The 12,567-nt window shown below is 67.9% G+C and carries 9 protein-coding genes; 3 read left to right on the top strand and 6 right to left on the bottom strand.

The features are described 5' to 3' along the window. The first annotated feature begins 9 nt into the window (after nt 1-9). Both AC1RQG_RS16940 and bcaP read left to right on the top strand, forming a co-directional pair. A complete protein-coding gene (locus tag AC1RQG_RS16940) occupies nt 10-588 on the top strand; it encodes an FxDxF family PEP-CTERM protein (RefSeq protein WP_493133185.1) in 579 nt (192 codons plus the stop codon). A gap of 246 nt (nt 589-834) precedes the next feature. Then, a complete protein-coding gene (gene bcaP, locus AC1RQG_RS16935) occupies nt 835-2,238 on the top strand; it encodes a branched-chain amino acid transporter BcaP (RefSeq protein ID WP_493133184.1) in 1,404 nt (467 codons plus the stop codon). A gap of 87 nt (nt 2,239-2,325) precedes the next feature. Here the strand turns inward: bcaP and AC1RQG_RS16930 are convergent, their stop codons facing one another. The 5 genes from AC1RQG_RS16930 to AC1RQG_RS16910 form a co-directional block, all read right to left on the bottom strand. Then, entirely contained in the window at nt 2,326-3,099 is a 774-nt protein-coding gene (locus tag AC1RQG_RS16930) for a flagellar brake protein (RefSeq protein WP_493133183.1), read from the bottom strand. A 123-nt stretch (nt 3,100-3,222) separates the two neighbouring features. After that, entirely contained in the window at nt 3,223-4,614 is a 1,392-nt protein-coding gene (locus AC1RQG_RS16925; protein WP_493133182.1) for a multicopper oxidase family protein, read from the bottom strand. 37 nt (nt 4,615-4,651) lie between these two features. Next, a complete protein-coding gene (locus AC1RQG_RS16920; protein ID WP_493133181.1) occupies nt 4,652-6,028 on the bottom strand; it encodes a TolC family protein in 1,377 nt (458 codons plus the stop codon). Between the two features lie 106 nt (nt 6,029-6,134). Beyond that, a complete protein-coding gene (locus tag AC1RQG_RS16915; RefSeq protein ID WP_493133180.1) occupies nt 6,135-6,563 on the bottom strand; it encodes a hypothetical protein in 429 nt (142 codons plus the stop codon). 131 nt (nt 6,564-6,694) lie between these two features. Continuing rightward, on the bottom strand, nt 6,695-8,050 hold the full coding sequence (locus AC1RQG_RS16910) for a helix-turn-helix domain-containing protein (protein ID WP_493133179.1): 1,356 nt from the start codon (nt 8,048-8,050) through the stop codon (nt 6,695-6,697). A 356-nt stretch (nt 8,051-8,406) separates the two neighbouring features. Here AC1RQG_RS16910 and AC1RQG_RS16905 point away from each other — a divergent pair, with 356 nt between their 5' ends. After that, nucleotides 8,407-11,259, top strand: a complete 2,853-nt coding sequence (locus AC1RQG_RS16905; RefSeq protein ID WP_493133178.1) for a TonB-dependent receptor — start codon at nt 8,407-8,409, stop codon at nt 11,257-11,259. A gap of 96 nt (nt 11,260-11,355) precedes the next feature. On the opposite strand, the gene AC1RQG_RS16900 is transcribed toward AC1RQG_RS16905, so the two are convergent. Beyond that, nucleotides 11,356-12,567: TonB-dependent receptor domain-containing protein (locus AC1RQG_RS16900; protein ID WP_493133177.1), on the bottom strand; the 1,212-nt coding region annotated here is incomplete at its 5' end.

Here is a 12,567-nt window from a genome sequence, read left to right as displayed (position 1 = left end):
GTGCCATCTATGAAAAACATCACCCAACGCCTGCTGGCGACCGTCGTCCTGGCCACTTCCTGCATCGCCGCGCACGCCGCCGTCGACCTGAGCCAGGCCACCATCGACATCACCCAGGACCTGGCCGATTACTCGAGCTCCGATTTCGGCCACACGTTCACGCTGGGCCAGGGCCAGCATGCCGGCGAGCACAACAACTTCTTCTCCGACAAGTACACGTTCTCGATCGCGGGCGTGAACGACGTGGTGGGCCTGATCACCTCGCTCAAGGCCGGCAACAACGGCCTGGCCATCACCGGCTTCGACCTGCGCGACGGCGCCAACGGCATCGTGTTCCACGGCACCCAGGACGTGACCAACTACCTGCCAGGCGACCAGGCCTGGAGCTTCGCCTCGGGCCTGCATCCTCTGTCGGCCGGCGACTACACGCTGGAAGTGGACGGCTACGTGGCCACGGCCAACGGCGGCAGCTACAGCGGCAACATCGCCGTCGCGGCGGCCGTGCCGGAACCGGCCACCTACGGCATGCTGATGGGCGGCCTGGCCCTGCTGGGCGTGGTCGCGCGCCGCCGCAAGCAAGCGCAATAATCGTCCGCGTCGTCCGCGTCGTCCGCGACGCACCCTGTCCGCCCGCGCGCCGCATTCCGGCCCGCGGGCGGTTGCGTTTACGGTCGCGCGCGGCCCCGTCCCGGCTTGCCGTTTGCTCAATAAATTGTGGGGAAATTGCCGAATGGCGCGGGAAAACAGTGTAGACTGCGCAGCCATACCGGCCACGGCCAGCGATGGCGTGCGCGCGGTGACATAACAACGCAAACCGATTAGTGGAGATACTACTTGAGCCTTTTCCGAACCAAGAATCTGGACCACATGGTGGCGCAGGGACGCGCCGAGGGTGGTCTGAAAAAAGTGCTGGGGCCGCTGGACCTGGTGCTGATGGGCATCGGCGCCATCGTCGGCACCGGCATCTTCGTGCTGACCGGCACCGGCGCGCTGACGGCCGGCCCGGCGCTGACGCTGTCGTTCGTCATCGCGGCGCTGGCCTGCGGCTTCGCGGCCATGTGCTACGCTGAATTCGCCTCGACCGTGCCGGTGGCCGGCTCCATCTACACCTACAGCTACGCCACCATGGGCGAACTGGTGGCGTGGATGATAGGCTGGGACCTGATGCTCGAATACGGCCTGGCCACGTCGGCCGTGTCGGTCGGCTGGTCCGGTTATTTCCAGTCGCTGATCGGCGGCTTCGGCCTGCACCTGCCGGCCGCGCTGACGGCCGCCCCCGGCGCCGTGCCCGGCGTGCACACGCTGATCAACCTGCCCGCGTTCCTGATCATGATGTTCCTGACGGCCATGCTGTCGTGGGGCGCGCGCGAGTCGGCGCGCATGAACAGCATCATGGTGGCCATCAAGATCGCCGTGGTGCTGCTGTTCATCGCCGTCGGCGCGCGCCACGTGCAGCCGGCCAACTGGCATCCGTTCATGCCGTTCGGCATGAGCGGCACCATGAGCGCGGCCGCGCTGGTGTTCTTCGCCTTCATCGGCTTCGACGCCGTGACCTCGGCGGCCGAGGAGGTCAAGCGGCCCGAGCGCGACCTGCCGATCGGCATCATCGGCTCGCTGGCCGTGTGCACCGTGCTGTACGTGGTGGTGTCGGCCATCATGACGGGCATCGTGCCGTTCCAGAAGTTCGCCGGCATCGACCACCCCGTCTCGCTGGCGCTGCAATACGCCAACGAGAACTGGGTGGCCGGCTTCGTCGACCTGGGCGCCATCCTCGGCATGACCACCGTGATCCTGGTGATGAGCTATGGCCAGACCCGGGTGGTGTTCGCCATGTCGCGCGACGGCCTGCTGCCGGCGCGTCTGTCCACGGTCCATCCGAAGTTCGGCACGCCGTTCTTCGCCACCTGGATGGTGGGCATCATCTTCGGCCTGATCGCCGCCGTGGTGCCGCTGGACGTGCTGGCCGAGCTGATCAACATCGGCACGCTGGCCGCGTTCTGCCTGGTGTCGGTGGCCGTGGTGGTGCTGCGCAGGAAGCGCCCCGACCTGCACCGCGCGTTCCGCTGCCCGGGCGTGCCCGTGGTGCCGGCGCTGGCCGTGGTGTTCTGCGTGGCCCTGATGACGTTCCTGAGCCGCACCACCTGGATCGCCTTCACCATCTGGCTGGTGATCGGCCTGGTCATCTACTTCGGCTATTCGCGCCGCAACGCCGTGCTGCACCCCAAGCGGCCGTCCTAAGGCAGGTCGACGGCGGGGCCGCTGGCGGCCCCGCCGTCGTGCTCATCGCCGTCGTGTTCATCGCCGGCGCGCTTATCGCTGTCGTGCCTAGCCGCGCTTGATCTCGTCCAGCACGCGCTGGATCTTGTCTTTCTCCTCCGCTTCCAGCTTGGTGAACATGCAGCCCAGATGGACTTGTTCGCCCAGCAGGAACGAGCGGAACGGGCGCGTGTAGCGCACTTCCAGTTCCGCCACCTCGACCGTCTCGTCGCCCAGTTCCAGCACCACGTCATGCACCTTGCGACCCTTGATCAAGCCCTTGGCGTTGAGCTTGGCGCAATGCAGGCTGATGCCGCCCAGCGACAGGTCGAAGATCGGCAACTCATAGCTGTGCGTGTTGTTGACCACGTTGATCACAAACGAGGCCATGCAGGTGGCGCCCAGCGGGATTTCCAGGCGCTCCGTGGCGCGCCGGTTCAGCACCGCGCAGGTTTCCGGGAAATCCATCGGAATCTGCTGCGGCTGGCCGGGCAGCGCCTTCCAGTCCTTGCTGGACAGGCGAAACTGCAGCTTGGCCGAACGCAGCCAGGTGACGAAGGTTACCTTGCCCGGCTGTAGGCTCATGCCTTCGTTCAATTCCATCACGAAATGCGGCTGTTCGGGATCGACCGACAGGACCCGTCCCAGCACCACCTCGCGGCTGCCGGGTACATAGATCGAGATCGGGTCGCCGCTTTCGGCCAGTTCGGTCAGCATGTCGCCGATCTCGTCCTCGGTGGTCAGCTCGTACGCGTTGGCGTTGGCCGGGATCTGGCTGATCGCGTCTTGAGGCCGTGGCGGTCCCTTGCGAATCGGGACTGGGTGGAGTTCAGTGAGTGACATGATGTGATGAGCGAAATGTTAGACATGGTTTGGGTCCGCATGCGTTCATCATAGGTCGAGTTTTGCCTAATGGCAACCTATTTCGGATTATGGGAAGGTCGCCATCAGGGGCGCGATGGCCGCTCAATGGTGGTGATGGCCTCCCTTGGTCGCCTCGAACGGGGGCGTTTCCGTCGACGAGGCCGCTGGTGCCGCGCCGGGTGCTTGTGGCGCGGCCGGCAGCGCGCCGGCCTGGCCCTGGTATTCGTAGGCCAGCGTGCCGGGCGGATGGCGGTACCAGCCCGGATCGCGGTAGTCGTGCCGGGCCAGTCCCTTGCGCACCTTGACGGTGGTGAACATGCCGCCCATGCCGATGGCGCCGAACGGACCCGTGCCCGTCATCATGGGCAGGGTGTTGTCGGGCAGGGGCATGGGCATGGCGGCCATGTCGGCCATGCCCTTGTCGCCCATGGCCATGTAGTCCGGCACCAGCCGGTTGATCCTGGCCAGCACGTCGCTCTGGTCCACGCCGGTCATGGTGGGCACGTCGTGGCCCATGGCGTTCATGGTGTGGTGCGATTTATGGCAGTGGAACGACCAGTCGCCCGGCTCGGTGGCGTCGAACTCGATGGCGCGCATCTGGCCCACGGCGACGTCGGTGGTGACCTCCGGCCAGCGCGCCGATGGCGGCACCCAGCCGCCATCGGTGCCGGTGACGGTGAATTCGTGGCCGTGCAGGTGGATCGGGTGGTTGGTCATGGTCAGGTTGCCGACCCGGATCCGGACCCGGTCGCCCTGCGCGGCCACCATCGCGTCCACACCGGGGAAGGCGCGGCTGTTGAAGGTCCACAGGTTGAAGTCGAGCATGGTGTTGACCCTGGGCGTGGCGCTGCCCGGCTCGATGTCGAAGGCGTTCAGCAGCAGGCAGAAATCGCGGTCCACCGGCATGAAGCGCGGGTCCTTCGGGTGCGTGATCCACAGCCCCATCATGCCCATGGCCATCTGCATCATCTCGTCGGCGTGCGGGTGGTACATGAAGGTGCCGGCCCGGCGCGCGACGAATTCATACACGTAGGTCTTGCCGGGCGCGATGCCGGGCTGGGTCAGTCCCGTCACGCCGTCCATGCCGTTGGGCAGGCGCTGGCCGTGCCAGTGGATGCTGGTGTGTTCGGGCAGCTTGTTGGTGACGAAGATGCGCACCCGGTCGCCTTCCACCACCTCGATGGTCGGCCCCGGCGACTGGCCGTTGTAGCCCCATAGTTGCGCCTTCATGCCGGGCGCGATCTCGCGCACCACCGGCTCGGCCACCAGGTGGAATTCCTTGACGCCGGCCTTCATGCGCCATGGCAGGCTCCAGCCGTTGAGGGTGACGACCGGGTTGTAGGGCCGGCCGTTCGGCGGCGACAACGGCGGCTGGGTGGCGGCGTTGGCCATGCTGGCCGCTTCCGGCAAGCCGGCGGCGCCGGCCCGGCTCACCAGGGCCGTGCCGACGGCGGCGGCGCCCGCGCCGCTTAAAAAGTTTCTGCGTGTGACCATGTCTGTTCCTTGTTCTGTGTGGGTTGGCGTTCAGCGCTCAGCGGGCCGAGCGCGGACTGTCGCCGTCCGCGCCGCCCGTCATGGCCGCCTGCAGGGCCGCATCGGCCAGCCAGAAATTGCGCTGCGCCTCGATCGCCGCGTTCACGCTCAGCACCTGCTCGCGCGCGTCGGCCAGCAGTTCGAACACGCTGGTGAGCATGCCGTTGTAGCGCAGCAGCTGCTCGTCGGCGATGCGCTTGCGCAGCGGGACGATCTCGTCGCGGTACTGGCGCGCCAGCGCGTAGGCGCTGCGGTACGCCGAGTAGCGCTCGCGCACCTCCGAGCGCGCGTCGATCGCGCCTTGCGCGGCGCGGTGCAGCGCCCGCATGTAGGCCGACTCCGCGCGGGCCACGCGCGCGCCGCCCCAGTCGAACAGGGGCAGCTGCCACTCGATCTCGACGCCGCGCGCATGGCCGCCGTCGGCGCCCGTGTTGCGCTGGTAGCCGGCGTCGAGCACGTTGATGAAGCGCGTGGTGCGGGTCAGGCCCAGCGCATCGGCCAGGCCGGCCAGTTCCTTTTGCGCCATCAGGATATCGACCCGGTTGGCCAGCGCCTGCGCCTCCGCGTCGCCGGCCTCGCGCGGCGCGGCGGGCAGGTCGGGCAGGCGCTCGGGCAGCGTGAAGGTGGCGCCCTGGCCGGACAGGCCCAGCAGCCGCACCAGCTGCTCGCGCGCGGCCACCTCCGCGTGGCGCGCGGCCGTCAGCTGGGCGGCGGCGTCGGCCAGGAACACCTGTTCGCGCGCCTCGCGCAGCTGGCTCCAGTTGCCGGCCGCCGCCATGCGGCGCGCCAGCTCCGCGCCCGCCTCGGCGGCGCCCTGGACCTGCTCCAGATAGCTGACCGACTGGCGCGCGGCGACGGCGCCGTAGAAAGCGCGCCGGGTCTGGTCGGCGATGCGCAGCACGTCGCCGGCCACGGCCAGCTGGGTTTGCTCGTAGCGGCGCTGTTCGATGCCGCGCACGGCCGGCATGGTGAGGATGCCGATCACGGGCAGCATCAGCTTGCGTTCGATGTCCAGGCCCTGGCCGTCGGTCAGGCGGGAAAAGGTCAGCGTGGGATTGGGCAGGCGCCCCGCCTGGACCAGATCGGCTTCGGCGATGCCCAGTTCCGCGTAGCTCGCCTGCAGCTGGCGGTTGTTGAGCAGGGCGATGGCGACGGCGCTGTCGGCGCTCAGCGGCGCGCCCAGCAGGGCGGCGACGCGCTGTGCGGCGGCGCCGTCCGCGCTGGCGTCCATGCGCGTCAGCGGCTGGCCCGTGGATGGCCTGGTGATGGCCTGCACGGCGTCGAGGCCGCCGTCCGGCGAAAAAGTGGCGCAGCCGGTCAGCGACAGCGCCAGCGCGCCCGCCAGGGCGGTGCGCAGGGTGATGGATTGATGCATGGTGACTCCTGATACGGGGGCGCAGGCCATCGGCTGGCCTGCGTGGCGTTGATGCTGGGGCAGGGGGCACGCCGGTATGCTGGCATGCCGTCCGCCGTGCGCGGTGTCAGGCGAAACTGGTGTGGGGCGGTCGTTCGGGGCCGGCGGGAATGTGCGCGCTCATATGGCGCACGCGGTAGGGAATGGCTTCCGAACCGGCGGGCCGCAACGGCGGCGGCGCGCAGGCCGCAACCGGAACCGCCATGACGCCGCCCACGCAGCATGACGCGCAATTGGCGCAACCGCTGCCAGTGCCGCAGCTGGCGCACTTGGCCTTGGCGGGGGCCGCGTCGCAGTGCGCGTGGCTGGCCTGCGCGCGCATGGCGCAGTGGTCGGCGGCCGCCGCTTGTGGCGACACGGCGGCGTTGCGACCGGCTTCGAAGGTGGCGGGCGCAAGCCGGAGCGGCATGGCCATGAACGAGGACACGGCCGCGTATCCCTGCAACGGGAGCGCGGCCAACAACAGCCAGAGCAGCAGTGTCTTGATGTGGTTCATGGTGGCGCGAGTGTAGCACAGGCATGCGTGCCTGTGCCGCAGGAGCAGCCAGTGCTGCCGGCGCTGCCGCCGTTGCCGCCGTTGCCGCCGCTGCCGCCGCCGCTGCCGCTGCCGCTGCCGCCGCTGCCGTGTCAGGCCGCGCGCTGTCGCCGTTCCGGTTCCGCCGTTGCATGCGCCTCGTGCGCGCACGGGACGTGCGGCGCGTGCGCCGGCGACTGCGCGTGGAGCGCGCGCCACTGCGAGGGCGCCAGACCGCTGGCGTTCTTGAACGCCGTGTTGAAGGTGGACTTGCTGTTGAAGCCGGCCGCGTGGGCCAGTTCCAGCAGCGTGCGCCCGGCCCCGGCGGGGTCGCGCATCATGTTCTGGACTTCGGCGATGCGCAGGCCGTTGATGTAGTCGAAGAAGCTCAGCCCCAGCATGTGGTTGAGGTATTGCGACAGCAGCTGCGGGGTCGTGCCTATGCGGTCGGCCAGTTCGTTGAGGCGCAGGTCGCTCTCCAGGTAGTCGCGTTGCTGCGCCATGCGTCGTTGCAGGCGCTCGCCGATCAGGCGCCGGGCCGCCTCCGTCATGCCCGAACGCGCGTATTTCTCCCGTTCCGCCGCCGGGATGGTGGCCACGGCGGCGCCGGCCGCCAGCACCGGCGCCGTTTCCGGCGCGTGTTCCACGGGCCGTGCGGGTTGCGCCATGCGGTCAGCCGCCGTCAGGTGGTCCGCAGGGGGCGTCGTTGCAGGCACGTGCGCCGGCGGCGACGTTGAACCGTGCATCCGCGCCGGTGCCGGCGGCACATGGCGCGGCGCCTCCCGCGCCAATGGCGCCGCAGCGGTGGGATTGAACACGTCGGCGCGGCGCAGCCCGTACCAGCCGACGAGGTAGAACGTGGCCAGCCGCCCCGCCACGAACATGGCGGTCCAGTTGCCATGCAGGCGGATGGCCAGCACCCAGCTGATCCACAAGACCGCCAGCACATAGGACAGCGTCGTCAGCCAGCGCAGGTCGTCCGTGCCGGCCGTGGCGTCGCCGGCGCGCAGCCGCGCGCGGTGCTGGCGCAGCCGCAGCAGCACCGCGCCCAGGTAGAAGGCGCCCTGGCACTGGTAGAACGTGGCCGCCCCGGCGCCACGCTCCCAGTCCGCGAAACTTGGCAAGAACCCGCTGCCGGACAGCAGCGCCGCCAGCGCGGCCGCCAGGTAGCAGGCCAGCGGCACAAAATGGATGGTTTGAAAGCGGCCGTTGCCGAGCCCCGTCATGCTGCGCACATAGCAGTAATAGAGCACGTCGACGGCCAGGTTGGGCCAGGCCATGCCGTGGACCCAGGGCAGGCGCTGGTAGAGGGCGTAGTCCTCCAACGAGGCGGCGGAGATGGTCAGCACATACAGCGCCAGCCACATGCTGGCCGGACGTTTGCGCGCCAGCGCCATCAGCGGCATGGCGAGGAACAGACCCAGCACGCCGGTCCCGAGGGACAGGTTCTCAAGCGAAATGAGGCTCATTCGGCTTTTTCCTTAAAAATACAACAACATTGCCGGCAACTCCCGGCAATCGCGTCCATCCATCGCATCCGCCCCTCGTCCGGCCCGGGGCCGCGCCGATCCGTCCGGACAGGGCCGTCGCGCACTGCGTTGTGTTCTTAATACAAGCCGTTGCCGCGCGGTGCGCGCCGATCCGTTCAGACGATACCGCCGCCGGTCCCGTACCAGACTGTCCTGGCGGATGCCGGCTGCGCAGGCGGCGTCCGCCCGCAGCACGCCATGAGGAGGCGATATTAGCATAATGATATGCCTGCCGGATTGGCTACACTAAATAGCAACACTCAAATCAACAGAAGGAGTATTTGATGAGGTTAAGAATGAAATCGATCCCGCTGGCCGTGGCCCATATCCTGGCCACTGGCGCGCTCACGGCGCTGGCGACCCACACGGCCCAGGCGCAGGATGCGGCGGGTGACAACCAGGCCATCAAGCGGGTGGTGGTGACGGGCTCCTACATCAGCCGCGCCGACCAGGAGACCCCCAGCCCGGTGCAGGTGATGACGGCGGCCGACCTGAAAAAGTCCGGCTACACGAGCGTGTCGGAAGCGCTGCGCGACATCACGGCCAACGGCCAGGGCACGCTGGGCCAGGGCTTCAACCAGGCCTTCGCGGCCGGCGCCAGCGGCGTGTCGCTGCGCGGCCTGACCGTGGGCGCCACCCTGGTGCTGATCGACGGCCACCGCATGGCGCCGTACCCGCTGTCGGACGACGGCCAGCGGCCGTTCGTCGACATCACCTCGATCCCGATGGAGGCGGTGGAACGCATCGAGATCCTCAAGGATGGCGCCTCGGCCGTGTACGGCTCGGACGCCATCGCCGGCGTGGTCAACGTGATCCTGAAGAAATCGTTCCAGGGCACCAGCATCGCGGCCGAAACGGGCACCACCCAGCATGGCGGCGGCGCCACCCACCACCTGTCGCTGGTGCGCGGCTTCGAGCTGTCCGACAACACCGACGGCTACGTGGCGCTCGAATACCGGCACCAGGACCAGATCCGCCTGGAGCAGCGCCACGATTCGTGGACCCGCATGGACTGGAGCGCCGACGACGGCGGCCAGGATCTGCGCCCCGGCGCCCGCAACGATTTCATCACCAACCCCGTCACGCTCACGCCCTACCTGCAGAACCCGGCCCTGGGCAGTGCGCCGGGCGCCTACGCTTTCCTGGGCAGCGGTTGCGACATCGCCCGTCGCAACGCCAACCAGTGCGTGTTCAACAACAACTGGGCGCAGCTGCAACCGCGTTCGGAAAACCTGGACTTGCTGGCCAGCCTGAACACCCGCTTCAACAAGGACTGGACGCTGGGCCTGAAGGGTTCCTACTTCGACAGCAAGAGCCAGCAGGTGGTGCGCGGCTCGACCGTGCCGAGCGGCAGCTTCGGCGGCGTGACGGCCATCGGTCCGGGCCAGGCGCCCGCCATCGTCGGCTTCGTCGGTCCTGGCAAGTACACGGTGCCGGCCAGCTATCCGGGCAATCCGTTCGGCGTGCCGGTGAACGTGCGCGCCCTGATCCCGGACCGCCTGTTCCGCAGCAGCGACCTTGACACCAAGTCCTACCGCGCCGTGGCCGACCTGAACGGGACGGCCGGCGGCTGGGACCTGGCCGCCTCGCTGGGTCTGACCCGGGTCGAGACCACGGGCACCTACAACGGCTACATCAATCCGACGGCGCTGCTGGCGGCGCTCAACGACCCGGTCAACCCGTTCAATCTGAACGGCGGCAACAGCCCGGCCGTGATGGCCCAGGTCACGCCCACCGTGTCGAACAAGGCGACCGACGATCTGAACTTCATCGAACTGCGCGCCTCGCGCGAGCTGACGCAGCTGGACGGCGGGCCGCTCAGCCTGGGCACGGGCCTGAGCTACGTGCACAAGTCGCTCGATTCGCCCAACCCGTATGAGGCGCGCACCGGCAGCGTCCTCGGCTTGCCCACGGCCTTCTCGGGCGGCAAGGAGAACAACAGCGCGCTGTACGCCGAGCTGGCCGCGCCCGTGCTCAAGTCGCTGGAGCTGAGCGGCGCCGTGCGTGCCGACCACTACGACACCTACGGCCATTCCACCACGCCCAAGGTCGGCTTCAAGTTCACGCCCTCGTCCATGTTCTCGTTGCGCGGCACGGCCTCGCGCGGCTTCCGCGCGCCGTCGGCCACGGAGAACGGCGATGCCGGTTCGCTGTACAGTTTCAACGCCATCCGCGACCCGCAACTGTGCCCGGACCTGAACGCGGACGGTACCCCCAACACGCACTCGCCCAACAACGTGCCGGCCCAGTGCAAGGTCAACCCGACCTACATGCAGACCACCACCAAGGACCTCAGCCCGGAGAAGTCGAAGTCCTACACGCTGGGCGTGATCATCGAACCGATCAAGAACTGGTCGACCACGCTGGACTACTACAAGATCACCGTGGATAACCAGATCATTTCGGCCTCGGCCCTGTCCACGTTCGATCCGATCAAGTATGGCGTGCGCGGTGCGCCGGAAACGGTCACTTTTGGCGACGGCCGCGTTGGCACCTCGTCGGTGGGCACCATCCAGTACATCGCCACCCCGTACGTCAATGGCCAGACCACGTCCACGGCCGGCGCCGAGTTCGAAACGCGCTACCGCATGAAGCTCGACGACGCCAGCAAGCTGACGGTGGGTCTGCAGTGGTCGCACATGTTCAACTACAACATGACGTTGAACGGCAAAACCTACAACCTGGCCGGCACCCACGGCCCGGCCATCGTATCGGGCGACACGGGCAACCCCAAGGACCGCGCGCAGTTGACGCTGTCCTACGACCGCGGCCCGTTCGCGATCACGGCCACCACCAACTACGTCAGCAGCTACGACGTGACCGACCCGTCCAACGGCTTTGTCGATTGCGACAGCAGCCTGCAAGGCTACAACTCGCGCTGGAACGGTTCGTCGCCACCGCAGTACTGCAAGGTGTCCTCGTTCACCTACACCAACCTGTCGATGACGTACAAGATCAACAAGGCGTGGACGCTGAACGGCTCGATCACCAACCTGTTCGACAAGGCGCCGCCGATCGACGCGCAAACCTACGGCGGCACCGGCTCCAACACCAGCAGCAACGGCACCGGCACGCCGTACAACCCGTCGCTGCACCAGGCGGGCGCCGTGGGCCGCTTCTTCAACGTGGGCCTGAACTACAAGTTCTAAGCCGGTTCATGCCGGCGCGCGGATCGGCCGGCATGAAAAAAAAACGGCACCCCCCGCCCAGGCAAGGGGTGCCGTTCTCATTTGCTCAGGCCTGCTCTAGAACTTGACCCACAGGCGGCCGAAGTAGGAGGCGCCGTTCAGGCCGAACTGCACGCTGTCGTACTTGAAGCCGTTGTCGGTCTCGTTCGGATCCTGCGCGGTCGGTTTGACGTTGAAGATGTTGGTGCCGCCGAAGGTGAACTTGGTGTTCTTGTTGATGCTGTAGGTGAACGCCAGGTCGGCCGAGGTCTTGGACGCGTAGTGCGCGTTCGGCACGCCGGCGGCCGTGCCGTCGAAGGTGCCCAGCGTCTGCGGGCCGTAGTGGATCACCTTCAGGTCGGTGTCGAGCGCGCCGGCCACGTAGTCGAAGCCGAGCGTGAACTTGGAGCGCGGGCCGCCCTGTTCGATGAACAGGCGCTCGCGCTCGGACAGCAGCACGTCCTCGAAGCCCTTGAGCGAGGCCGGCGCGTGGATGCCCGTCACCTCGGTCTTGCTGAAGTTGGCCGCCAGGTAGGTGGTCATCTTGTTGGGGCCGAAGTTGGTCTTGTGCGAGGCCGTCAGGTCCAGGCCCGTGGTCTTGGTGTCGACCGAGTTGACGAAGAACTGGGCCTCGCCCACGCCCAGCGTGGACAGCTTGGCCGCCAGCTCGGGGTAGTTGCTGGCGTCGAAGCGGCCCGACAGCACGATGCGGTCCTTGATCTTGATCTGGTACAGGTCGGCCGTCACGGAGGCGTTGTTGGTTGGCGTCCAGGTGGTGCCCAGCGTGAAGCTGGTCGACTTCTCCTCCTTCAGCTTGGGGATGCCGGCCAGGTTGGCCACCGGGCCGCCGTTGGGCGCCAGCACCACGTCGGTCGGCACGCCGGCCACGAAGTCGGTGAAGGTCGACGAGAAGTACTTCTGCTGCAGCGACGGGGCGCGGAAGCCGGTCGAGGCCGAGCCGCGCAGCAGCACGTTGTCGGCCGCGCGCACGCTGCCGGCCAGCTTGCCGGTGACGGTGGAGCCGAAGTCGCTGTAGTTCTCGTAACGGACGGCGGCCTGGGTCTTGACGAGCGGGTTCACATCCAGTTCCAGGTCCACGTAGCCGGCCGAGCTGTGGCGCTTGGCGTTGGTGGCGTCGCCGGGCTGGAAGCCGGGGAAGCCCTGGCTGCCGGCGTTGCCGCCGAAGCCCACGCCGTCGGCGTCGTTGTAGGAACCGGGTTCGCCGGCGAAGATCTTGTAGGTCTCGCTGCGGTACTCGGCGCCGAAGGCCACGTTCAGGCCGCTCATCAC

It is taken from the genome of Rugamonas sp. GW822-FHT03B10, from assembly GCF_058801745.1.
This window is presented reverse-complemented; position numbering and strand designations above follow the sequence as displayed.